This is a genomic window from Mesorhizobium sp. M6A.T.Ce.TU.016.01.1.1, from assembly GCF_003997065.1.
Classification (GTDB): Bacteria; Pseudomonadota; Alphaproteobacteria; order Rhizobiales; family Rhizobiaceae; genus Mesorhizobium; species Mesorhizobium mediterraneum.
In genome coordinates this window covers 215,077-235,597 of record NZ_RZTJ01000006.1, presented here as the reverse complement: position 1 = coordinate 235,597, position 20,521 = coordinate 215,077, and the positions used below count along the sequence as shown (strand labels likewise).

The 20,521-nt window shown below is 63.5% G+C and carries 26 protein-coding genes and 1 tRNA gene; 17 read left to right on the top strand and 10 right to left on the bottom strand.

What is annotated here, in order from left to right; all coding sequences use genetic code 11:
• Positions 1-2: 2 nt before the first annotated feature.
• Positions 3-79: transfer RNA gene (locus tag EOC94_RS14855), tRNA-Arg, on the bottom strand.
• A gap of 393 nt (positions 80-472) precedes the next feature.
• The gene (locus EOC94_RS14850; protein WP_127291341.1) at positions 473-1,360 is read right to left on the bottom strand and encodes a D-alanyl-D-alanine carboxypeptidase family protein; all 888 of its coding nucleotides are present in this window, start codon (positions 1,358-1,360) and stop codon (positions 473-475) included.
• A 235-nt stretch (positions 1,361-1,595) separates the two neighbouring features.
• On the opposite strand from EOC94_RS14850, the gene EOC94_RS14845 reads away from it, so the two are divergent.
• The 3 genes from EOC94_RS14845 to EOC94_RS14835 all read left to right on the top strand — a co-directional run bounded on the left by EOC94_RS14845 (position 1,596) and on the right by EOC94_RS14835 (position 5,401).
• Positions 1,596-3,425 (top strand): methyl-accepting chemotaxis protein, encoded by a 1,830-nt coding sequence (locus EOC94_RS14845; RefSeq protein WP_127291338.1) that lies wholly within the window; start codon positions 1,596-1,598, stop codon positions 3,423-3,425.
• A 112-nt stretch (positions 3,426-3,537) separates the two neighbouring features.
• Positions 3,538-4,647, top strand: a complete 1,110-nt coding sequence (locus EOC94_RS14840; protein ID WP_127291336.1) for a hypothetical protein — start codon at positions 3,538-3,540, stop codon at positions 4,645-4,647.
• A gap of 133 nt (positions 4,648-4,780) precedes the next feature.
• The gene (locus tag EOC94_RS14835) at positions 4,781-5,401 is read left to right on the top strand and encodes a nucleoside triphosphate hydrolase (protein WP_126104113.1); all 621 of its coding nucleotides are present in this window, start codon (positions 4,781-4,783) and stop codon (positions 5,399-5,401) included.
• Positions 5,402-5,448: 47 nt separating this feature from the next.
• On the opposite strand, the gene EOC94_RS34090 is transcribed toward EOC94_RS14835, so the two are convergent.
• The 4 genes from EOC94_RS34090 to EOC94_RS14815 all read right to left on the bottom strand — a co-directional run bounded on the left by EOC94_RS34090 (position 5,449) and on the right by EOC94_RS14815 (position 8,213).
• Positions 5,449-5,757, bottom strand: a complete 309-nt coding sequence (locus EOC94_RS34090) for a hypothetical protein (RefSeq protein ID WP_164547066.1) — start codon at positions 5,755-5,757, stop codon at positions 5,449-5,451.
• Positions 5,758-5,900: 143 nt separating this feature from the next.
• Complete coding sequence (locus tag EOC94_RS14825; RefSeq protein WP_127291333.1) at positions 5,901-6,605, bottom strand: glutathione S-transferase N-terminal domain-containing protein; 705 nt, start codon at positions 6,603-6,605, stop codon at positions 5,901-5,903.
• Positions 6,606-6,745: 140 nt separating this feature from the next.
• Positions 6,746-7,954, bottom strand: a complete 1,209-nt coding sequence (locus tag EOC94_RS14820) for a beta-ketoacyl-[acyl-carrier-protein] synthase family protein (protein WP_127291330.1) — start codon at positions 7,952-7,954, stop codon at positions 6,746-6,748.
• 4 nt (positions 7,955-7,958) lie between these two features.
• Positions 7,959-8,213: an acyl carrier protein gene (locus EOC94_RS14815; RefSeq protein WP_126104109.1), complete on the bottom strand. Its 255-nt coding sequence runs from the start codon at positions 8,211-8,213 to the stop codon at positions 7,959-7,961.
• A 204-nt stretch (positions 8,214-8,417) separates the two neighbouring features.
• Here EOC94_RS14815 and EOC94_RS14810 point away from each other — a divergent pair, with 204 nt between their 5' ends.
• Genes EOC94_RS14810 through EOC94_RS14790 form a run of 5 tightly spaced genes read left to right on the top strand, consistent with a single transcriptional unit; the run spans position 8,418 to position 10,827 of the window.
• The gene (locus EOC94_RS14810; protein WP_185928240.1) at positions 8,418-9,260 is read left to right on the top strand and encodes an urease accessory protein UreD; all 843 of its coding nucleotides are present in this window, start codon (positions 8,418-8,420) and stop codon (positions 9,258-9,260) included.
• Positions 9,261-9,303: 43 nt separating this feature from the next.
• Positions 9,304-9,606 carry an urease subunit gamma gene (locus EOC94_RS14805; RefSeq protein ID WP_095484607.1) on the top strand — a complete coding sequence of 101 codons (303 nt, stop codon included), beginning with the start codon at positions 9,304-9,306 and terminating at the stop codon, positions 9,604-9,606.
• Between the two features lie 24 nt (positions 9,607-9,630).
• On the top strand, positions 9,631-9,888 hold the full coding sequence (locus EOC94_RS14800) for a DUF1272 domain-containing protein (protein ID WP_095484606.1): 258 nt from the start codon (positions 9,631-9,633) through the stop codon (positions 9,886-9,888).
• Between the two features lie 31 nt (positions 9,889-9,919).
• A complete protein-coding gene (locus tag EOC94_RS14795; RefSeq protein ID WP_127291327.1) occupies positions 9,920-10,513 on the top strand; it encodes a HupE/UreJ family protein in 594 nt (197 codons plus the stop codon).
• Positions 10,514-10,521: 8 nt separating this feature from the next.
• The gene (locus tag EOC94_RS14790) at positions 10,522-10,827 is read left to right on the top strand and encodes an urease subunit beta (RefSeq protein ID WP_127291324.1); all 306 of its coding nucleotides are present in this window, start codon (positions 10,522-10,524) and stop codon (positions 10,825-10,827) included.
• Between the two features lie 26 nt (positions 10,828-10,853).
• Here the strand turns inward: EOC94_RS14790 and EOC94_RS14785 are convergent, their stop codons facing one another.
• A complete protein-coding gene (locus tag EOC94_RS14785; protein WP_126104106.1) occupies positions 10,854-11,348 on the bottom strand; it encodes a hypothetical protein in 495 nt (164 codons plus the stop codon).
• A gap of 126 nt (positions 11,349-11,474) precedes the next feature.
• The gene (locus tag EOC94_RS14780; protein ID WP_095484604.1) at positions 11,475-11,858 is read right to left on the bottom strand and encodes a hypothetical protein; all 384 of its coding nucleotides are present in this window, start codon (positions 11,856-11,858) and stop codon (positions 11,475-11,477) included.
• Between the two features lie 178 nt (positions 11,859-12,036).
• On the opposite strand from EOC94_RS14780, the gene ureC reads away from it, so the two are divergent.
• From ureC to EOC94_RS14740, 8 genes are all read left to right on the top strand, one after another.
• Positions 12,037-13,749, top strand: coding sequence for an urease subunit alpha (gene ureC / locus EOC94_RS14775; protein ID WP_127291321.1), 1,713 nt, complete (start codon positions 12,037-12,039; stop codon positions 13,747-13,749).
• 198 nt (positions 13,750-13,947) lie between these two features.
• Positions 13,948-14,436, top strand: coding sequence for a DUF29 domain-containing protein (locus tag EOC94_RS14770; protein WP_127291318.1), 489 nt, complete (start codon positions 13,948-13,950; stop codon positions 14,434-14,436).
• Positions 14,437-14,494: 58 nt separating this feature from the next.
• Positions 14,495-15,088, top strand: coding sequence for a hypothetical protein (locus tag EOC94_RS14765; protein ID WP_127291315.1), 594 nt, complete (start codon positions 14,495-14,497; stop codon positions 15,086-15,088).
• A 156-nt stretch (positions 15,089-15,244) separates the two neighbouring features.
• Positions 15,245-15,817, top strand: a complete 573-nt coding sequence (locus tag EOC94_RS14760; RefSeq protein WP_127291494.1) for an urease accessory protein UreE — start codon at positions 15,245-15,247, stop codon at positions 15,815-15,817.
• A gap of 2 nt (positions 15,818-15,819) precedes the next feature.
• Positions 15,820-16,491, top strand: coding sequence for an urease accessory protein UreF (locus EOC94_RS14755; protein ID WP_127291312.1), 672 nt, complete (start codon positions 15,820-15,822; stop codon positions 16,489-16,491).
• Positions 16,488-16,928, top strand: coding sequence for a DUF3995 domain-containing protein (locus tag EOC94_RS14750; RefSeq protein WP_127291309.1), 441 nt, complete (start codon positions 16,488-16,490; stop codon positions 16,926-16,928). The genes EOC94_RS14755 and EOC94_RS14750 overlap by 4 nt, the downstream gene beginning before the upstream one ends.
• A complete protein-coding gene (ureG, locus tag EOC94_RS14745) occupies positions 16,925-17,566 on the top strand; it encodes an urease accessory protein UreG (RefSeq protein ID WP_127291306.1) in 642 nt (213 codons plus the stop codon). The genes EOC94_RS14750 and ureG overlap by 4 nt, the downstream gene beginning before the upstream one ends.
• Before the next feature lie 85 nt (positions 17,567-17,651).
• Positions 17,652-18,419 carry a class II aldolase and adducin N-terminal domain-containing protein gene (locus tag EOC94_RS14740; protein ID WP_127291303.1) on the top strand — a complete coding sequence of 256 codons (768 nt, stop codon included), beginning with the start codon at positions 17,652-17,654 and terminating at the stop codon, positions 18,417-18,419.
• 3 nt (positions 18,420-18,422) lie between these two features.
• On the opposite strand, the gene EOC94_RS14735 is transcribed toward EOC94_RS14740, so the two are convergent.
• Positions 18,423-19,055, bottom strand: coding sequence for an HAD family phosphatase (locus EOC94_RS14735; RefSeq protein WP_095484596.1), 633 nt, complete (start codon positions 19,053-19,055; stop codon positions 18,423-18,425).
• Positions 19,056-19,300: 245 nt separating this feature from the next.
• Between EOC94_RS14735 and EOC94_RS14730 the strand changes: the two genes are divergently transcribed.
• Positions 19,301-20,260 carry a sugar-binding transcriptional regulator gene (locus EOC94_RS14730; protein ID WP_095484595.1) on the top strand — a complete coding sequence of 320 codons (960 nt, stop codon included), beginning with the start codon at positions 19,301-19,303 and terminating at the stop codon, positions 20,258-20,260.
• A 21-nt stretch (positions 20,261-20,281) separates the two neighbouring features.
• Here the strand turns inward: EOC94_RS14730 and EOC94_RS14725 are convergent, their stop codons facing one another.
• On the bottom strand, positions 20,282-20,467 hold the full coding sequence (locus EOC94_RS14725) for a hypothetical protein (protein ID WP_095484594.1): 186 nt from the start codon (positions 20,465-20,467) through the stop codon (positions 20,282-20,284).
• Between the last annotated feature and the right edge of the window lie 54 nt (positions 20,468-20,521).

The window sequence follows — 20,521 nt, the reverse complement described above, 5'->3', positions numbered from 1 at the left end:
CTTGGCGCACCCGACAGGATTCGAACCTGTGACCTCTGCCTTCGGAGGGCAGCGCTCTATCCAGCTGAGCTACGGGTGCTTTCAGGATCGGTGATCCGGAAAACGAACCAGCCGGTGAACCGGCCAGCCACGGCTTCTTAGCGGAAGCAGGCGCGGGCTTCAACGGGCAAGTGGCAGGCGGCAGGGCTGCGAACTCGGAATAACGCATTTTTCGGATTGCTCATTCCGCGGAGGCCCACGATCTGGAGCCTGCCATTTTCCTCGAAGGTGCGAGAAGCAAGCTCGAAGGCTGGCTAACCTGCGGTTTTGTCGGACCTATGAAGAATGGCGCCGAAGCCTGAAATGAAAAACCCGCCTCGGCGGGCGGGTCGTTGGCGCAAGTCAGCACTATGAATAAATTCCTAGCATAACTGCCGTCACCTGTCAAGTTGAAACCACCGATCAAGAGCTCGCCCCTCGCCGAGCGTCCCCCTCACTGCTCCTCGGCATACAGCAACCTTGTCGTCATGTTCGATGCCGGCGACAGGTTGCGCTGGATCAGCGCCTCGACATGGTCGTTGCGCTGGCGCGCGCTGTCGGCGCCCATCACCACGAGGATGAGCCGGCGGCCGTCGGCGTCGTAAGAGGTGACGATGTTGAAGCCTGAGGCTCTGATATAGCCTGTTTTGATGCCGTTGACGCCGCGGACGCGGCCGAGCATGTCGTTGTGGCCGCGCACCAGCCTGCCCCGGAACATGAAGTCGCTTTCGGAGAAATAGTGGAAATGCTGCGGGAAGCGGGCGCGCAGCGCCATGCCGAGCACCGCCATGTCGCGCGCCGTCGTCTGCTGGACGCCGTCCGGCAGGCCCGAAGCGTTGCGGAAGACGGTGCTGCGCATGCCGATCTGGCGCGCTTTGGCCGTCATCATCGCGGCGAACGCGTCTTCGCTGCCGCCGAGATATTCGGCGACGGCGACCGCCACGTCATTGGCCGATTTGACGGTGATCGCCCGGATCGCCGATTCGACATCGATCGCCTCGCCGCGCCTGAAGCGCAGCTTGGTCGGCGGCTGCCTGGCGGCGTTGTCCGACACCGGGATCAGCGTCGTCTTGCTGACGCGGCCCTGGTCCAGCGCCTCGAACAGAAGGTAGAGCGTCATCATCTTGGTCAGCGATGCCGGATAGCGCGGCGCCGTCGAATTCACCTCGAACAGCGTCTTGCCGGTGCTGCCATCGATGACGATTGCCGCATATTTCTGCGGCGCCGCCGGCACCGCCAGCATGGTCTCCGGCGGCGTCGTCACGCAGCCGGCGACGAGCCCCAGCAGCGCAAACGCCGCGACAAGTTTCTGGATGAGCGGAAAGAGGCGCGGTTTGGACAAGATGGATCTGTTCTGGAGGTAGACTGTTGCTGAAACGAACGGGAAACTAGCTTAACCGAAAAGCGCCGTCCATTTGGTTAACACTGGTCTTGCCCAGGGTTATCCCCGGATAAACGCATTTTCGCGGCCACGCCGTCGCTGACCTAGCCGCGCAATCGCCTGCTTCCTGTCCTGATCTTCCCACGCGGTCGCGCTCCGGCTAGAAAGAGTGCGGCATTGGGTATTGGGGGATTGCATGGCGGGCGGTATCGGCATGGGCGGCGCTGCGCCGTCGCTTATCAGGGCATCTCTTGGCCGCACCGGCAGATGGGCCACCGGGGTGGCCTTCGTCGGCGGCTTCATTTCCGACATCCTCACGCCGCTGGCGCCGTTCGCCGCCTATATCGCGCTGGTCGCCGCGATCGCCGCGCTGATCATCGCCATCGCCATTGTGCTGCGGCTGGTGCTGGCGGCCAAGGCGCTGCCGGCGCTGGTCTTCGCCAGCACCGCCGCGGCGGTCGCTGGCGGCGTCTTTGCCGTTCAAAAGCAGACGAATTCCCAGAACGGGCTGGTCGCCGGCCTGGTGCCGGCCGTGGCCGAGCTGCAGCGCTCGATGGGCATCGTCTCGGCCAAGGTGGCGAAGATCGAGCAGACCGTCACCGAGACGCAAAAGACGGTCGAGACCGTCAAGCAATCGACCGACAAGGTTTTGCAAAAGACCGACGAGATCGCCTCGGTCCAGCAGCAGCAGACCGAGCAGGGTGCTCAGACGCAAAAGACCGTCGAAGCAGTCAAGCAGTCGACCGACGCCCTGGCCGACACCGTGGCTGCCGGCCAGCAACAGCAGCAGGCTGAGGCGCAGAAGCTGCAGGCGACGACCGAGCAGATCGCCGTCTCGATCGACACCATCGCCAAGGGTTTTGCCGCACTTGCCGCACAGGGCGGGGCGATCGCCGAGCCCAAGCGGCCGGACGAGTTTTATCACAATGCCCGCGTCTACGAACTGTCGGGCGACATGCTCAATGCCCGGCGCTCCTACCTCGCCTTCGCCGGCTTCGATGTCGACGCCATCGACCCCTACACGCGCTTCGCCACTCTGCTGCGGGTGCAGGACGGCAAGGCCGGCGCCCGCGAGGTGTTCGGCGCACTGGCCGACAAGGGCAAGGCGCTGTCGATCAAGCTTGTCCATGCCTTGCAGTTCGAAGATGCGCAGCGTCTCCAAAAACTCAACGCGTTCGTCGCCGCCAATCCCGATTTCGCGCCGGCCTATTTCCTGCTGTCGCAGGAGTTTTCGGAAGATCGTCTCGGCTTTCAAGCGCTGTCCGACAAGCGCAGCGAGGCGACGGCGCTGACCAAGTTCCTGTCCTATGAGAAGGATGGCGGGCTGCTCAAATATTTCGTCGACCAGACCCAGCTTGCCGACTGGCTGGACCGCAGCCGCAGCCGGCTGGCGGCGCTTGGCGACGTGCTCGATGCCAAGCGCTTTGCCCCGACGTTGACGCCGATGCGCTCGAACCAGGGCTGGTCGATGACCATCTCCATTCCCGAACCTGCCACCGGCATTTCATGGCGCATGGGCGACAGCGGCCCGTTCACCGAGACCGGCTTCCTGGCGCTCAACGACCAGACCACCGGCAAGCCGATGCCCAATCCGAGCTTCGAACTGCCCGACAGCACCGCGGCAGGCAGCATCGCGATCAAATATCTCGATGTCAGCGGCCGCGAGACCGGCCCGTTCGACATCCGCTTCGACCCCGAGGCGGCACTTCAGCAAGGCAACAAGCAGATCCTCGACCAGTTCTGGACGTCGTGGATCGCCTTCGACGCCAGCGGCAACCGCGGCCTGGTCTATTTCAGCCATATGCTGTCCTACCGTTGCGCCATCAAGGCGGTGCATTACGGCCTGAACGGCGCGGCGCTCGACAAAGAGATCAAGATGCCGGCCTGCGACCCCAAGGATCCCTACGCCATCCCCTACGACTACCACCCCTATTTCAAGGTCGCCGACGACGTGAGGTCGATGTCGGTCCAGGTAACCTACACCGACGGCACCCAGTCGCCGGTGCGGGAATACAAGCGGCAGTAAGCCTGGCTGCTGCGCCGACGCCAGTGCTGCCTGACGTAAAATGCCGACCACGCGGCTTGCGCAACCGGCATCGAGCGGGTTTGCTGGCGCCGACAGAATCAGCAGGTGCGCCATGGATACGCTCACGATCAAGGCAAAGGGCATTTCGGTGTCGGTCGATCTCACCGTCGGCCATCTCGCCGAGATAGTGGTCGATATCGACGGGCGCCGGCTAAAACCGCTGCATCGCGCGCCGTGGATCGACGAGCCGCGCGAAACGCTGCCGCAAGACCTGCCCGCCGGCACCGTTCGCCTGTCCGGCGATTTTCTCTGCGCGCCGTTTTCGCGCAGCGATGTCGAGGAAGCGCCGTTGCATGGCTGGCCGGCCAACAGCCCGTGGGATGTCGTCGGCAGCGAGGCGACTGCCGATGGCTGGCGCGCGGTCTTCAGGTTGCAGCACAAGGTCATGGGCGCGACGGTCGACAAGATCCTCACCTTGCGCGACGACCACCCGTTTCTCTATCAGGAACATGTCTTTTCCGGCGGTTCCGGCGCGATTTCCGTCGCCCATCATCCGATGACGGTGATGAAGGACGGCGGCAAGCTCGCCTTCTCGCCGAAGCGGTTTGCGGCAACGCCGGACGACCCGTTGGAGCCCGATCCGGCCCGTGGCCGTTTTCTCTTCGCCTATCCGGCCCGCTCATCAGACCTGACGCATTTTCCCGCCGCCGATGGCGGCACGCTCGACCTGACCGACTATCGCATGGACCAGAGCCGAGAGGATTTCGTCACGCTGGTCGAGGCCGACCATGGCGGGCCGGGCTGGACCGCGCTGGCGCGAAAGGCGGAAGCCGATCTCGTTCTGGTGCTGAAGAACCCGGCCGAGCTGCCGGTCACCATGCTGTGGATCAGCAATGGCGGGCGCGACTACGCGCCGTGGAGCGGCCGCCATCGCGGCGTGCTCGGCATCGAGGACGGCCGCACGGCGCTCGGCCATGCCGCATCGCTCGGCGACAACTGGCTGAAGCGGGAAGGGGTGGCGACCGCCTTTGCTCTTGGCGAAGGTCGCAGCGTCTCGTTCCGCCACGTCATCGGCGCCTTGCCCCAAGAAGCCGGCGGCGAGCCGCCGCGCGACATCGCCACCGCGCAGGTGCGTATGCGCCTCACGGCGGCCGACGGTTCGGCGCGGGATGTCGCCTTCGACAGCGATTTCCTGCGGATCGGGCAACCTCTGCCTGCCTGATTGGGCTGTGCCCTGCGGCAATCGCTTTAGCGCCAACCTCGACAACTTGGTCGCCTTTAACACCAGTGCAGATTTGAAATTCCGGCAAACTATCGCCAAGATGCGATCGAAAACACCAGCCAGAAAGGCTCCGATGTCCGAGATCGCTCATCTCGCCGCCACCATCTTCAAGCGCGCCGGCAAGGCGCAGCGTTTTGTCGTCGCCATCGCCGGTCCTCCGGGCGCCGGCAAGTCGACGCTGTCGACCCGCCTGCATGAGCTGCTGCCGGAAGGCACGGCCGAAATCGTGCCCATGGACGGCTTCCATTACGACGATGTCGTGCTTGAGCGGCGCGGCCTGCGCGCGCGAAAGGGCGCTCCGGAAACTTTTGACTTTGCCGGCTTCGAAACCTTGCTGAAGCGCATCCGCGCGGGCGAGCCCGACATCGCCATTCCGGTGTTCGACCGCAGCATGGAATTGTCGCGCGCCGCCGCCTCGATCATCGCTGCCGACACCAAGTTCATCCTGGTTGAAGGCAATTATCTCTTGCTTGACGAAGAACCCTGGTCGCGACTGGCCCCGCTGTTCGATTTCTCTATTTTCGTCGATGTGCCGCGTGCCGAGCTCGAGCGCCGTCTGCTTGAGCGATGGCACGAGCATGGCCGCTCCGACGAGGATGCCCGCGCCTGGATCGCCTCCAACGACATGCCCAACATCGACCGCGTGCTTGCCCGCCGCCGCCCTGCCGATCTGGTGATTGGCGATCACGCTTGATGCGCAGGACGGCCCCGCCGGAACCTTAGGACTTTCCGACCGTTATGTCAGATACGGCAATGATGCTGACATAAGGGAAACTGTCCGATGGCAACCAAGGCAAGAAAGCCTGCGCCCGGCAAGGGCAGGGCGACTCGATCAAAGGCAACTGAATCAAAGACAGGCGCCGGCCCGGCGGTCGCCGCCCGCTCCAAGGATGCAAAGCCTACTTTCGGCAAGGCGGCGCCGAGGAAGGTGATGCCGGGCGCTGCCAAGGCCACGGCAAAACACGCCAAGCCCAGGAAATCGGAGCCCAGGAAATCGGCAAATGGCGGCTTGGCAGACAGCGCAATGCGCACCGTGAAGGCGACGGCCAATGTTGCGGCCGGTGCGGTTGTCGCCGCGGCCCGGGGCGCTGCGTCCCTTGCCGCTTCCGTCATGGGCAAAGGCAGCCATGGGCAAGGGCGGCGCTAGAACCAAATAGGCCGAGCCGTCCTTTCTGCGCTACCGGCCGGTTCGGTCAGCCCCGAGCGGGGATGTTGAGGCCCTTTTGCACGGCCGGTCGCGCAAGGCCGCGTTCCAGCCATGCCGCAACAGTGGGAAAGTCGTCGAAGCCGACAAGTTCCCGCGCTTCATAGAAGCCGATCAAATTGCGCACCCAGCCCAGCATAGAGATATCGGCGATTGTGTAATCGTCGTCCATGATCCAACTGCGGTCCTTCAGCCTCGTCTCGAGCACGCCGATCAGCCGCCGCGACTCGTCGCGATAGCGCTCCAGCGGGCGCTTATCGGCGATCTCGCGTCCGGCGAATTTGTGGAAGAAGCCGACTTGGCCGAACATCGGCCCGATCGAGGCCATTTGGAAGAACACCCACTGGATCGTTTCGTAACGCCGCACCGGGTCGGCCGGGATCAGCTTGCCGGTCTTGTCGGTGAGATAGAGCAGGATGGCGCCGGATTCGAAAAGCCCGATCGGCTTGCCGCCCGGGCCGTCCGGATCGATCATCGCCGGTATCTTGCCGTTGGGGTTCAGCGACAGGAATTCCGGCGTCCAGCTTTCGTCCTTGCCGATGTTCACCGCATGCGCCTCGTATGGCAGGCCGAGTTCCTCCAGCGCGATCGACACCTTCACCCCGTTCGGCGTCGGGAACGAATAGAGCTGGATGCGTTCGGGATGTTTGGCCGGCCAGCGCGCGGCGATCGGAAAGGCGGACAGGTCGGTCATCGAAAACTCCTGGGCGGGGATTTTTGCGCGCACGCGGGAGGGGCGGGTCGCAGAGAAATAAGCGTGACGGGCGGCCCGAATCAATATGACGGGTGAAAAGTTTCGCCGTGTCCGGGCAACCAGCCGTGAGCCGCCTGCGGTCAGACCGCCTTGACCGCCAGCACCGCATTGGTGCCGCCGAAGGCGAAGCTGTTGCTCATCGCAACGCGCACCTTGCGCTCGCGCGCCACATTCGGCGTGATGTCGAGATCGCAATCGGCGTCGGCCTCGCGAAAATTGGCCGTCGGCGGCACGATGCCGTCGCGGATCGCCATCACGCAAGCGATCAGCTCCAGGGCGCCCGACGCGCCGAGGCAGTGGGCGTGCATCGATTTGGTCGACGAGATCGAAAGTCTGTAGGCATGGTCGCCGAAGACGCGCTTGATCGCCGCCGTCTCGATCTGGTCGTTGGCCTTGGTGCCGGTGCCATGCGCATTGAGATAGTCGATGTCTTCCGGATTGAGCCCCGCGTCGACGAGGCAGAAGCGCATCGCCGCCTCCGGCCCTTCGATGGTCGGCGCGACGATATCGGAGGCATCGCCGGAAAGGCCGACCCCGGCAATTTCGGCGAGAATTGTGGCGCCGCGCGCCACCGCATGCTCATAGGTTTCCAGAACCGCCATGCCGGCGCCTTCGCCGAGCACCAGGCCCTGGCGATCGGCCGAAAATGGCCGGCACGTGTCAGGCGCCAGCACCCGCAGCGCCTCCCAGCCTTTCAGGATGCCCCAGACCAGCGGCGCATCGGTGCCGCCGGCGACCATGATATCGGCGCGGCCGAGCCTGATCTGGTCGACCGCCGAGGCGATCGCGTGATTGGACGAAGAGCAGGCCGAGGTGATGCCGAAGACCGGTCCACGCAGGCCGAGATCCATGCTGACATGGCCGGCCGCAGCGCCCGGCATCACTTTCGGCACGGTGAAGATCCCGGTGCGATTCTTGCCTTCGAGCAGGATGGCGCGATAGCTCTCTTCGATCGCCTCCCAGCCGCAGACGCCGACGCCGACGATGGCGCCCATCCTGTAGGTGTTGGCTGCGTGCGAGGTCAGCCCGGCTTGTTGCGCGGCCTCCCGCGCGGCGATCGTCGCCAAAAGGCTGAAGCGGTCCATCGACACGACCTGCTTGCGGTCGATACCGTGATCGGGAAGCGTCTTGATTTCGCAGCCGACCCTGACTTTCAGGTCATGCAGCTCCGAATTGACGATTGGACCGATGGCCGAACGGCCGGCGCGCATCTCGCCCCAGATCGCGGGTGCATTGGTGCCGAGCCCGCATAGGCCGCCGATGCCGGTAATGACGACGCGCTTGTGCATTCAGTCAGGCTTTTTTCGCGATCAGCGCGCGAACCGCCTCGACCATGTCGCCGACGTTCTTCAGGTTGCTCCAGGCGTCGACCGTGTTCATCTCGATCTCGATGCCATACTGTTCCTCGAGGTCGAAGATGATCTCCGTCAGTTCCAGCGAATGGATGCCAAGTGAGGTCAGTTCGGTAGTGGTGGTGATTTCTTCGCCACCGGGCTCGGCATGAGCCTTGATCTTCGCGATGATGTCCGTTGCCAGCTGGTCAGCCATTCGGTTCCTTCCCCAACCTTGTCGTTTCTCGACGCCAACGGATCAGCGCCCCTTTTTTCCCGGATTCAAAATCGTCATCGTCGCCTTTTACCCCGTCAGGCGCTGCATGACAGTACCAAGGTGGCTCCCTCTATAGAAACCGAAACGTTGTCAAGCAACAAGCTATATATCGACAAAGGCGCCGCTGTGCTTAACGTTGGCGCCGTGGATACGATCGAACATGGCCTGACCTCGGTGCTGCCGGCCCAGCGCGTCGCCGGAATGGCGCAGCTTGGCTGCGACAGGAATGGCGACCGCACGCGTCTTCGGCGCCTCTATCAGGATGGGTCCGCCAAGATCCGCATGCCGGCCGTCTCGGCCGATCCGCTCGAGGCCGTCTTGATCAACACCGCCGGCGGGTTGACCGGCGGCGACCGCCTTGGCTGGGAGGTCGATGTCGGCGCCGGCGCCTCCACCACCATAACCACCCAGGCCTGCGAGAAGATCTACCGTGCCGCATCCGATCGCGCCGAGGTGCGGGTGAAGCTGACGGTCGGCGCTGGCGGTCGCATCGCCTGGCTGCCGCAGGAAACCATCGTCTTCGATCGATCGGCCTTTGCCCGCAGGCTCGACCTGGAGCTTGCCGCCGGTGCCGAGGCGCTGGTGCTCGAGGCGACCGTCTTCGGCCGCCTCGCCATGGGCGAACGCGCGGCGCACGGCAGTTTCCACGACCGCTGGCGCGTCAGTCAGGACGGAGCGCTTGTTCATGCCGAGGATTTCCGCATCGGGCCCGGCATTGCGGCCATTCTGGGCCGTTCCGCGGTGGCCGGCGGCGCCATAGCAATGGCGACGGTGCTGATGATCTCGCCGCGGGTGGAGGCTTTGCTCGATCCGGCCCGGGACATTATCGGCGGCCAGGGCGACGCCAGTGTCTGGAGCGTGAAGAAATCTGGCAAGCTTCTTGCGAGGCTGTTTGCCGAGGACGGCTACCAGCTCCGCAAGCGGCTGGTTCCGCTCGTCGAATTGCTCAACGGGCGGGCGGGTCTGCCCAAATTATGGTCACTCTGATTCCGATTACGCCACTCCTGATTAAGCCATCCTAGGGAAACGCATGAACCTGACGCCAAGGGAAAAGGACAAGCTGCTCATCGCCATGGCGGCGATCGTGGCGCGCAAGCGGCTCGAACGCGGCGTCAAGCTCAATCACCCGGAGGCGATCGCGCTGATCACCGACTTTGTCGTCGAGGGCGCCCGCGACGGCCGCCAGGTCGCCGAGCTGATGGAGGCCGGCGCCCATGTCGTCAGCCGCGCGCAGGTTATGGAGGGCATCGCCGAGATGATCCACGACGTCCAGGTCGAGGCGACGTTTCCCGACGGCACCAAGCTGGTCACCGTGCACGAGCCGATAAGGTGAGGCCGATAAGGTGAGGAGAGGAAAATGCTTGAGCTGCGACCCAACTGTGAATGCTGCGACAAGGACCTGCCGCCTGAGGCAATGGACGCGCTGATCTGCACCTTCGAATGCACCTTCTGCGCCGATTGCGTGGCAAATGTGCTGGCCGGCGCCTGCCCGAATTGCGGCGGCAATTTCTCCATGCGCCCGATTCGGCCGGCGGCGATGCTGATGAAATATCCCGCTTCGACAAAGCGCGTCTTCAAAGCCGAGGGCTGCGGTCCGGCCCGCGATGCCGCGTGACGGCACGATCCTGACAACGGAAGGCATATCGATGGTTCCCGCAACGATCAAACGCACGTCCCTCTCGGCGGTCCTGCTTCTCGCCGCTGCAATGCCCGCCTATGCCCATGTCGGCATCGGCACGACCTCGTCCTGGTCAGCCGGCTTCATGCATCCGCTCTCCGGCCTCGACCACCTGACGGTGATGATCGCGGTCGGGCTATGGGCGGCCCTCAAGGGCGGCAAGGCGGTTGTCGCATGGCCGCTCGCATTCGTCGGCGTCATGCTGGCGGGCGGCGCGCTCGGCATGCTGCAGGTGCCGTTGCCGTTCATCGAACCGGGCATACTGGCGTCGGTCGTGGCGCTGGGACTGCTGGTCGCGCTTGCGGTCGATCTTCCCGTCTCGGCCGGCGTCGCCATCATCGGCCTGTTTGCGCTGTTCCACGGTCACGCCCATGGCACCGAAGTGCCTGAAAACGCCAGCGGACTCGGTTATATGGCCGGCTTTGCCGTCGCCACTGCGCTGCTCCATGCCGCCGGCCTCGCTGCCGGTCTTGGCCTCGGCATCAGGTTCCCAGGCCTTGCGCGCGCCGCCGGCGGCGCCTGTGCGGCCGTCGGTGCCGGCCTCGCCTTCGGCGTCTTGTGAGGCTGGCGATGATCCCGGGCGAAATCATCACGGCAGGCGGCGAGATCGAACTGAACAAGGGCCAGCCGACCATCACGATGAAAGTGGCCAACAGCGGCGACCGGCCGATCCAGGTCGGCAGCCACTATCACTTCTTCGAGACCAATGAGGGGTTGAAATTCGATCGCGACAAGGCGCGGGGCATGCGCCTCGACATTGCAGCCGGCACGGCCATGCGCTTCGAGCCCGGCCAGGAGCGCGACGTCACGCTGGTGCCGCTCGGCGGCAAGCGTGAAGTCTGTGGGTTTCAGCAGAAGATCATGGGCGCGCTGTGAAATCCAAGGCGTCGAGCAGTTCCGGCTCAGCTGGGTGGCTTGGCCGCCGCGTAGATGACGACCTTTCCGGGATCGTCGAATTCCACGGCGAGAACGTCTTCGGTCAGCACGCGTCGCGAGTCGATGGCGTTGAACAGCAATGCGTTCGCCTCGATCTCCTTGCGCAGTTCCGCAATGTCTTCCTGATGTTCCTTAACCTTGGTCTCGATCTCCGGCGGCGGACCGCCTTCCGTGCGCGCGGCATCGGTGAGGAACACGATATCGACCTTGTCGAGCTTGGAGGTCTTGCGCACCGCGCCGATGTTTTCACGCGTCCGGTCGATCGCCGTGGCGACTTTGCCGGCCTCCACAGCCGTGTTGGTCTCTTCCTGGCCAACCTCCGAGCCGATGATCCTGTTGACGGTGTCCGGGCCTTCAAGACCCTGCGCATTCAGCGCGGCCTGAGGAACGGTCGCCGCGAGAAACGCAGTTGCGGCAATCATATGCAGCCATCTTGTGTCGGGGAAGGTGGTGATCGCCATCGCTCGCTCTCAGAGCCTCTTTCGAGGCTCGTTTCTACGCCAAAAAATCGAAACGTGTTCTGCCCTGCGAAGGTTCCCTCCCCGATGCGGCGGGCCGACCTTGTGCCGGCCCGCCATAGCGCATCGTCAGCTCGCTTTCTTGGTGATCAAGGTCAGCGCGCCATTGGTGTCCATGCTGGCGGCGATCACTTGCGCCGAGGTGAGTCCTTTGGCTTCGAGCGCGGACTTGACCTGGGGCGTCGCGTCGATCGAGCTGCGCAATTTCTGCAGGCCATCCTCGCCGCGCTTGGCGATCACTTCATTGACCTTCGTCTTCGTTTCCTCGGGCAGTTCTTCGATGTCGACGACGTTGACGGTCTGAATCGCCGGCACTTCCGGCTGAGCGCCGGGCGCCGCGGGAGCGGGCGAAGCCGGCGGCTCACCGGGTTGCGGCGCAGGCTGTTGCTGGGCGCTGGCAGCGGTCGCGAGCAGGAGGGTGGCGGCGGCTGCGAGACGTATCGTTTTGCGCATGGATCTTCCTTTCCATCGATTGGCAAACGGTCGTTTTGGGGTGGCCCAGCCACCTCAAACGTTAAATGGGATCGGAAAGTGTCGCCCAGCGGGTCATTGCGTGACCATAGGATGGCGACAATGTGGGGCCGGGCTTCGACCGGCTGTATTTTGGGCCGCATTTCAGGAGCAATTGCCGATGGCTAGAATCACCCGCGCCGCCTATGCCCAGATGTACGGCCCGACCGTCGGCGACAAGGTGCGGCTTGCCGATACCGAGCTGTTCATCGAGGTCGAAAAGGATCTCACCCTTCATGGCGAAGAGGTGAAATTCGGCGGCGGCAAAGTCATCCGCGACGGCATGGGCCAGAGCCAGGTTTCCCGCGCCCAAGGCGCGGTCGACACCGTCATCACCAATGCGCTGGTCGTCGATGCGTCGGGCGGCATCTTCAAGGCCGACATCGGTCTCAAGGACGGCCGCATCGCCGCGATCGGCAAGGCCGGCAATCCGGATATGCAAAACGGCGTCACCATCATCATCGGCCCCGGCACCGAGATCATCGCCGGCGAGGGCAAGATCCTCACCGCTGGCGGCTTCGACGCGCATATCCATTTCATCTGCCCGCAGCAGATCGAGGAGGCGCTGATGTCAGGCATCACCACCATGCTTGGCGGCGGCACCGGCCCGGCGCATGGCACGCTGGCGACGACCTGCACGCCAGGGCCGTGGCACATGGCGCGCATGATCCAGTCCTTCGACGCCTTCCCGATGAACATCGGCCTGTCGGGCAAGGGCAACGCGTCCTTGCCGGCCGCGCTTGAAGAAATGGTGCTGGGCGGCGCCTGCTCGCTGAAGCTGCACGAGGATTGGGGCACGACGCCCGCGGCAATCGACTGCTGCCTGTCGGTCGCCGACGATTACGACGTGCAGGTGATGATCCACACCGACACGCTGAACGAGTCTGGCTTTGTCGAGAACACGGTGGCGGCCATCAAGGGCCGCACCATCCATGCCTTCCACACCGAGGGCGCCGGCGGCGGCCATGCGCCTGACATCATCAAGGTTTGCGGCCTGCCCAACGTCATCCCGTCATCGACCAATCCGACCCGGCCCTACACCGTCAACACGCTGGCCGAGCACCTCGACATGCTGATGGTCTGCCATCATCTGTCGCCGTCGATTCCCGAAGACATTGCCTTTGCCGAAAGCCGCATCCGCAAGGAGACCATCGCCGCCGAAGACATCTTGCACGACATCGGCGCCTTCTCGATCATCTCGTCCGACAGTCAGGCGATGGGCCGCGTCGGTGAAGTGGCGATCCGCACCTGGCAGACCGCCGACAAGATGAAGCGCCAGCGCGGCTCGCTGCCGCAGGAGACCGGCAACAACGACAATTTCCGCGTCCGCCGCTACATCGCCAAATACACGATCAACCCGGCCATCGCGCATGGCCTATCCAAAGAGATCGGCTCGGTGGCGGTCGGCAAGCGCGCCGATCTGGTCCTGTGGAACCCGGCCTTCTTCGGCGTCAAGCCTGACATGGTGCTGATCGGCGGCATGATAGCCGCCGCCCCGATGGGCGATCCCAACGCCTCGATCCCGACGCCGCAGCCGATGCACTACCGGCCGATGTTCGGCGCCTATGGCAAGGCGATGACCAACTCGTCGGTGACCTTCGTTTCCAGGGCCGCGCTCGACGCTGGCCTGCGCGGCAGGCTCGGCGTCGACAAGCAGATGGTCGCCGTCGAGAACACCCGCGGCGGCATCGGCAAGCACTCGATGGTGCTCAACGACGCCACCCCGCATGTCGAGGTCGACCCTGAAACCTATGAGGTCCGCGCCGACGGTGAATTGCTCACCTGCGAGCCGGCCACGGTGCTGCCGATGGCACAAAAGTACTTTTTGTTCTAACCAATCAACTTCACCAAAGTTCATGAATTTGGTCAAATGTCTCTGACGGCAAAGCGCGCGCGTTCTGTCAACTGCTCGCCCAAAACCGCGCACGGATTGTCAACCGCCGCGCTGAAAACGCTTCGGAAAAGCGCCTGATCGGCTCCATCTTTTGCTTCCAACTTGGAAATCTGGACCCTTTGGAGCAATATACGCTGGATGAACAAGATTTTTCGAAAACAGCAATTGACGCCCTACGAGGCCGACTATGCTCAGTGGTGCGCCGAACAAGGCGCGCTGCTGCGCGAAGGTCGTCTGTCCGACCTCGATCGAGAAAATCTGGCGGAGGAGATCGAGAGTTTGGGGCGTAGCGACAAAAGAGAGATCAGAAGCAGGCTGGGCACCTTGCTACTGCACCTCCTCAAATGGCAATTTCAACCCGAGAAGCGTAAAGCCGGATGGTTGATGACAATCCGCGAGCAGCGATATCAGATCGAAAACCTGCTCGACGAAAGCCCAAGCCTGAAAGCTTATCCTGGGCAACAGCTCGGACGAGAATTCAGGATGGCGAGGCTAAAGACGGCGGACGAGACGGGTCTGAACGAGCGTGATTTTCCTGTCGACTGCCCGTATTCGATCAGAGACATACTCCACCACGATTTTTTTCCGGGCGCTCCCTGGTCGTCGGATCAACTTATCCGCGATTAAGCCTTTAGACCGCGACGCTTTAAACAGCCCCATTGCACCGAATCCTCCTTGGGCGTTTATGAACCAGCAACTCCCTTACGCCCACGACATATTCCCCCACATCCGCATCATCTTGGGCATGGTGATCGGGCTTGGCGTCACGCGGCTGCTGTCCGGGGTGGCCCGCATTGTCCAGCATCCTGGGCAGTACCGGCTCTATTCGGTGCATCTGGCCTGGGTTGCGTCGGTGCTCTTGATGCTGGTGCATTTCTGGTGGTGGGAGTTCGGCCTGTTCCAGATCGAGACCTGGACCTTTGGCAAGTACCTGTTCATCATCTTCTACGCGGTCACGCTGTTCCTGCTCTGCGCGCTGCTGTTTCCGGACTCGATGCTGGACTACACCAGCTACGAGGATTTTTTCTACTCGCGCCGTGCCTGGTTCTTCGGCCTGCTGGCGGCGACTTACTTGCTCGATGTGATCGACACGCTTCTGAAAGGGCCCGAGCATTTTGCCCGCTTCGGCGTTGAATATTTGTTCCGCACGCCGGTGTTCGTCGCGCTTTGCATCATCGCGATGCTTGTCCGCGATCGCCGCTTCCACATCGCCTTTGTCGCCGCCGCCCTCGTCTACCAGATATCGTTTATCCTGCGGCTCTTCGACACGATCGTTTGACTACAGCCCCGCGCGTCCTTTCGGACGCGCAAAGGACGCTGTAGAAACTTGACTTGGCGCATGATCCTTCCCGAAATCGAATTCGATTTCGGGGTCATGCGCTGGCATTGGGTCGATGCCTGGAACGGACTAAGCTTTTTGCAAGGCAGGTGTTACATGAAGCTCGATATCCGCACCGACTTCACTAAATTCCCGCGTGCCGTCTCCGTGCTTGCCGCCGGCGAAGCGGGAGCGGTCACGCCCTATGATCGGGCCGTGCTTGCCCATGACGAGCGGCACCTGCGTCGCCGCGCCATCGAGACTTCAGGCGGCGACAAGATACTGGTCGACCTGCCCGAGCCGGTTGCTTTGGGCGATCGCGACCGGCTGGTGCTTGAGGATGGCCGCCATGTCGAGATCATCGCCGCGGAGGAGCCGCTCTACGACATCCGCGCCTTGAGCCATGTTCATCTGACCGAGCTCGCCTGGCATATCGGCAACCGCCATCTGGCGGCCGCCATCGAGGCGGAACGCATACTCATCCTGCGCGATCATGTCATCAAGGCGATGCTGGAAGGGCTGGGCGCGACCGTGCGCGACGTCTCCGAACCGTTCAAGCCGGTGCGCGGCGCCTATTCTGGGCACAGTCACGGTCATGCCCATGCCGAAGCGCATGCACACAGCCACGCTGAGGCGCATTCCCATGCCCATAGTGAATCGCATTCCCACAGCCACTCGCACGACCAATGATCATGACTGACCAGCCTTCCAACGTTGCCTTGTTGCGGCTGATGGCGTGGCTGTCGCCTTCCTTTCCGGTCGGCGGCTTTTCCTACAGCCATGGCCTCGAACGCGCCGTGCACGACGGACTGGTTGCCGACAGCAAAGACCTCGCCGCATGGCTGGAGACGCTGGTCGAGATGGGCTCGGGCTGGAACGATGCCGTGCTGTTTGCTGAAAGCTGGCGGCGCGCGCGGCAAGCCGGTGATCTCGACGAGATCGCCGCACTCGCCGAGGCCTTGGCCGGCTCGCGCGAGCGCCACACTGAAACCATCCTGCAAGGGGCGGCCTTCCTGAAGGCGGCTTCGGCCTGGCCCTGCCAGGTGCTGGAACGCCTGCGGGCCGAGTGCCCCTATTGCGTCGCAGTCGGCGCAACTGCCGGTGGCAACGCCATCGCGCTGCAGGACGCGCTGTCGGCCTTCCTGCAGAGTTTCTTTTCCAATCTCGTCCAGGCGGCGATCCGGCTCGGCGTCGTCGGCCAGACCGGCGCCACCGCGCTGCTCGCCGGCTTTGAGCCGCTGGCGCTGGAAACGGCGTCCCGTGCCTCCAATTCGACGCTTGACGATCTCGGCGGCTGCGCCTTCGTCTCCGACATCATGGCGATGAAGCACGAAACCCAGTATTCCCGGCTGTTCCGCTCATGATCGTACTTGCCTTCATTCTCTCAATCGTCCTGCTGCTGATCACCACGCTGCATGTCTATTGGGGTATTGGCGGGATCTGGCCGGGCAGCGACGCTGCCTCCTGCGCCCGCGCGGTGGTAGGCTTTCGCGGCGTCGACGAGATGCCGGCGCCCTTCGCTTCTTTTGCCGTTGCTGCCTGCCTCGGCCTGGCGACGCTGTGGCCGATGGCGCTTGAAGGCATGTTTGCCACGCCCTTTCCCAAGACCGGGCTTGCCGCCACGGCGCTGCTCATCGCGCTGGTCTTCCTCGGGCGCGGCATTGCCGGTTTCACGCCCTGGTGGCGCCGGCTGACGCCGGAACAGCCTTTCGCGCGGTTCGATGTCCGCTATTATTCGCCGCTGTGCCTTTTGATCGGGCTCGGCTTCGCCATTCTTGCCATCACGGAGTTTTCCGCATGACCCAAGCCAATGGTCCTCTTCGCATCGGCATCGGCGGCCCGGTCGGCTCCGGCAAGACCACGCTCACCGAAAAGCTCTGCAAGTCACTGCGCGACGAGTTTTCCATCGCCGTCGTCACCAACGATATCTACACCAAGGAAGACGCCATGATGCTGGCCCGGCTCCAAGCGTTGCCCGAGGATCGCATCATCGGCGTCGAGACCGGCGGTTGCCCGCACACCGCCATCCGCGAGGACGCCTCGATCAATCTGCAGGCGATCGCCGAGATGACCAAGAAATTTCCCGATCTCGACATCGTCTTCATCGAATCCGGCGGCGATAACCTCGCCGCCACATTTTCCCCCGACCTCGCCGATCTGACGCTCTACGTCATCTCGGTCTGCCAGGGCGAGGAGATCCCGCGTAAGGGCGGACCGGCGATCACCCGATCCGACTTCCTGGTCATCAACAAGAGCGATCTCGCCCCCTATGTGAACGTCAATCTAGACGTCATGGAGAGCGATGCCGCCCGCATGCGCGGCAAGCGGCCGTTCGGATTTACCGATCTGTCGCGCGGCAAGGGCCTGCAGGAGGTGATCGATTTTATCGTCGAGAATGGCGGGCTGCGCATCGACGCCGCCAGAAGCACTGCGGCGTGAGCCAAAGCCCTCGCCTGCACCAAACGAAACCGGTTGCGCGTCCCGCCGGCGCGCGGCATCCTTGTTTCTTTCACGGAGGTTTTCAATGAGCATCGCCCGCCTGCAGAAGGAAATGCTGACCAACCTGCCTTTCTACGAGGAGCGCGTCGATCTGGCTTGCGCCTTCCGCTGGACGGCGCGGCTCAACATGCACGAGGCGGTGGCCAATCATTTCTCGCTGGCCGTCAACGATGGCGGCTCGCAATTCCTGATGAATCCCAACCAGGTGCATTTCTCGCGCATCAAGGCGAGCGACCTGCTGCTGATCGACGCCAACGACCCCGACACCCTCTCCGGCCCGAATGCGCCCGACCCGACGGCCTGGGGCCTGCACGGCGCCATCCATCGCAATGTGCGTCATGCGCGTTGCGTCATGCATGTGCACTCGATCCACGCCACGGTGCTCGCCTCGCTCGCCGACTCGACGCTGCCGCCGATCGACCAGAACTCGGCGATCTTCTTCAACCGCCACGTCGTCGACGGCCACTATGGCGGACTCGCCTTCGAGGAGGAGGGCGAACGCTGCTCGCAGCTGCTTACCGATCCGAAGGTCAAGGTGATGGTCATGGGCAACCATGGCGTGCTGGTCATCGGCGATACCGTCGCCGACACCTTCAACCGCATGTTCTATTTCGAGCGCGCCGCCGAGACCTATATCAAGGCGCTGTGGACCGGCCGTCCGCTGCGGGTCCTGCCGGATGAAATCGCGGAAAAAGCAGCGCTGGAGCAAGAGGACTATCCCGGCCAGGCCGAACGGCACCTGTCTGAATTGAAGGCGATCCTCGACGAGCAGGAGCCTGTTTACCGGAACTGATACTTAAAGCCCCAGCTCCGCCCGCAATTCGTCGGCGCTGTTGATGACGATCGCGCCGGGCGGCCCGTCCATAGGCGCCTCCGGCCAGAAGATCGTCCTCATCCCCGCCGCCAGCCCCGCCGTGGCGCCGGTCACGCTGTCGTCGACGGCCACGGCATCGGCCGGATCGACACCGGCCAGCCAAGCGGCGCGCAGGAAGGGTTCGGCGTGCGGCTTGCCCTCGTGCACGTCATTGCGGCTGATTGTCTTCATGCCAGGATAGAAGAGGCCAACCGCGCGCAGATTGGCATCGACGATCAGCCGGTCGGAATTGGACACCACCGCCTGCGCCACGCCAAGCGCGCGCAGCTCGTTAAAAATCTCGATCGCGCCGATGCGCGGCTTCAGCGTCTCGGCCATCGGCAGATAGTGATCGTATTTGCGCACGATCCAGTCGTCGAAGGGCAGGTCGAGGCCGAACTCGTCGCGCAGCATCTCGTAGACCGGCCATGCGGCAATGCCCAGCACCCGCTCATGCAGGTTGGCCGGCGCCGCGATGCCGACGCTGTGCAGCGCCGCCACCAGCGCCGCCTCGTGCAACGGCTCGCTATCGACCAGCGTGCCGTCCATGTCCCAGAAAACCGCTTTCGGCGTCATGCGAGGCTCCTTTGTCTGAATCCCTTAAAGGGTTTGCGTCGGGAGATAAACCGCCGCGCCTGACTGCACGGACATTGCGGGACTTCAAAAATTGCTTGGCTACGATCATCCACTCTAAGCACCACAGGCGCCTCGGGCAGTTCACCTAAGCAATTGCTCTGGTGATAGGCAATTGCGCACAAGCGCATTCCCCCTTAAAAGTAAAGCGCCCCCCGCCTTGATGCTCGGGGCAGGGAGGCAGCAAGTTGAATTCCCGGCAGGACAGCGGCAGCAACAGGCTGGACGACGCGGCACGCGCCGGCTGGCTCTATTATGTCGCCGGCAACACGCAGGACCAGATCGCCTCGACGCTCGGCATCTCACGGCAGACGGCGCAGCGGCTTGTGTCGCTGGCGGTGTCGGAAGGGCTGATCAAGGTGCGCGTCGACCACCCGATCGCCAATTGCCTCGATCTCGCGGCGCGACTGAAATCGCGCTTCGCGCTCGATCTGGTCGAGGTGGTGCCGAGCGATCCTGCTTCCTCCTCGACCATCATCGGCGTCGCCGAGGCGGCGGCGGCCGAGATTGAACGGCGGCTGCGGTCGCCGACGCCGATCGTCATGGCGATCGGCACCGGCCGGACGCTGAAGGCGGCAATCGAGCAGCTGCCGCCGATGGAATGCCCTCAGCACAAGGTCGTGTCGCTGACCGGCAACATCTCGCCCGACGGCTCGGCCGCCTTCTACAACGTCATCTTCACCATGGCCGACAGGGTCAAGGCGCGCTCCTTCCCGATGCCGTTGCCGGTCATCGCCTCCTCGCCGGAGGAGCGCGAGATGCTGCTCAGCCAACCGATGATTCAACCGACGCTGGCGCTTGCAGCGGAAGCCGACGTCACGTTCATCGGCATCGGCGATCTCGGCCCGAAGGCGCCGCTCTATGAAGACGGCTTCATTTCGGAAAGTGAATTGAAGGCGCTGCAGAAAGCCGGCGGCGTCGCCGAGATCGTCGGCTGGGTCTTCGATCGCGAAGGCCGGATGATCGAGGGCATCACCAATGACAGGGTGTCTTCGGCGTCACTGCCGTCGCGCGAAAAGTCTCTGGTGATCGCGCTCGCCATGGGCGAGCGGAAGCTGCCCGGCATCCTTGCGGCTGTAAACCGGCGGCTGGTCAACGGCCTCATCACCGACGAGCGGACCGCCGCCGCTTTGCTGGCGGCCAGTTGATTAGGGATAAGTCCAGCAAGGCTATTTGTGCCGACCGTAAGGATCGTTGCCATCGAGAAAACCCATGTCGCGCTGCAGATGCGACGGCAGTTCCCTGATGTCGAGATAGGCCCGTTTTCTCGCCGCGTGCCGTGCAAGCCCGCGCGCCAGCCGCGAAAACCAGCTTTGGCCTGGCGTTAGAAACAGCTTTTCCTGGATCGTGGTCATGATCGTCAGCCTTCGCTATGCTTGAACTGATTGATGCGTCGACCACAAATATCG

Bases quoted from the DNA above. Each gene is read 5' to 3' on its own strand.
- EOC94_RS14825 (WP_127291333.1), bottom strand. From the start codon at position 6,605: ATGACCGACCTGTCCGCCTTTCCGATCGCCGCGCGCTGGCCGGCCAAA.
- EOC94_RS14840 (WP_127291336.1), top strand. From the start codon at position 3,538: ATGGATACGCTCACGATCAAGGCAAAGGGCATTTCGGTGTCGGTCGAT.
- EOC94_RS14815 (WP_126104109.1), bottom strand. From the start codon at position 8,213: ATGGCTGACCAGCTGGCAACGGACATCATCGCGAAGATCAAGGCTCAT.
- EOC94_RS14785 (WP_126104106.1), bottom strand. From the start codon at position 11,348: ATGGCGATCACCACCTTCCCCGACACAAGATGGCTGCATATGATTGCC.
- EOC94_RS14780 (WP_095484604.1), bottom strand. From the start codon at position 11,858: ATGCGCAAAACGATACGTCTCGCAGCCGCCGCCACCCTCCTGCTCGCG.
- ureG (WP_127291306.1), top strand. From the start codon at position 16,925: ATGACCCAAGCCAATGGTCCTCTTCGCATCGGCATCGGCGGCCCGGTC.
- EOC94_RS14760 (WP_127291494.1), top strand. From the start codon at position 15,245: ATGAAGCTCGATATCCGCACCGACTTCACTAAATTCCCGCGTGCCGTC.
- EOC94_RS14740 (WP_127291303.1), top strand. From the start codon at position 17,652: ATGAGCATCGCCCGCCTGCAGAAGGAAATGCTGACCAACCTGCCTTTC.
- EOC94_RS14805 (WP_095484607.1), top strand. From the start codon at position 9,304: ATGAACCTGACGCCAAGGGAAAAGGACAAGCTGCTCATCGCCATGGCG.
- ureC (WP_127291321.1), top strand. From the start codon at position 12,037: ATGGCTAGAATCACCCGCGCCGCCTATGCCCAGATGTACGGCCCGACC.
- EOC94_RS14845 (WP_127291338.1), top strand. From the start codon at position 1,596: ATGGCGGGCGGTATCGGCATGGGCGGCGCTGCGCCGTCGCTTATCAGG.
- EOC94_RS14750 (WP_127291309.1), top strand. From the start codon at position 16,488: ATGATCGTACTTGCCTTCATTCTCTCAATCGTCCTGCTGCTGATCACC.
- EOC94_RS14755 (WP_127291312.1), top strand. From the start codon at position 15,820: ATGACTGACCAGCCTTCCAACGTTGCCTTGTTGCGGCTGATGGCGTGG.
- EOC94_RS14770 (WP_127291318.1), top strand. From the start codon at position 13,948: ATGAACAAGATTTTTCGAAAACAGCAATTGACGCCCTACGAGGCCGAC.
- EOC94_RS14735 (WP_095484596.1), bottom strand. From the start codon at position 19,055: ATGACGCCGAAAGCGGTTTTCTGGGACATGGACGGCACGCTGGTCGAT.
- EOC94_RS14835 (WP_126104113.1), top strand. From the start codon at position 4,781: ATGTCCGAGATCGCTCATCTCGCCGCCACCATCTTCAAGCGCGCCGGC.
- EOC94_RS14795 (WP_127291327.1), top strand. From the start codon at position 9,920: ATGGTTCCCGCAACGATCAAACGCACGTCCCTCTCGGCGGTCCTGCTT.
- EOC94_RS14790 (WP_127291324.1), top strand. From the start codon at position 10,522: ATGATCCCGGGCGAAATCATCACGGCAGGCGGCGAGATCGAACTGAAC.
- EOC94_RS14765 (WP_127291315.1), top strand. From the start codon at position 14,495: ATGAACCAGCAACTCCCTTACGCCCACGACATATTCCCCCACATCCGC.
- EOC94_RS14800 (WP_095484606.1), top strand. From the start codon at position 9,631: ATGCTTGAGCTGCGACCCAACTGTGAATGCTGCGACAAGGACCTGCCG.
- EOC94_RS14820 (WP_127291330.1), bottom strand. From the start codon at position 7,954: ATGCACAAGCGCGTCGTCATTACCGGCATCGGCGGCCTATGCGGGCTC.
- EOC94_RS14725 (WP_095484594.1), bottom strand. From the start codon at position 20,467: ATGACCACGATCCAGGAAAAGCTGTTTCTAACGCCAGGCCAAAGCTGG.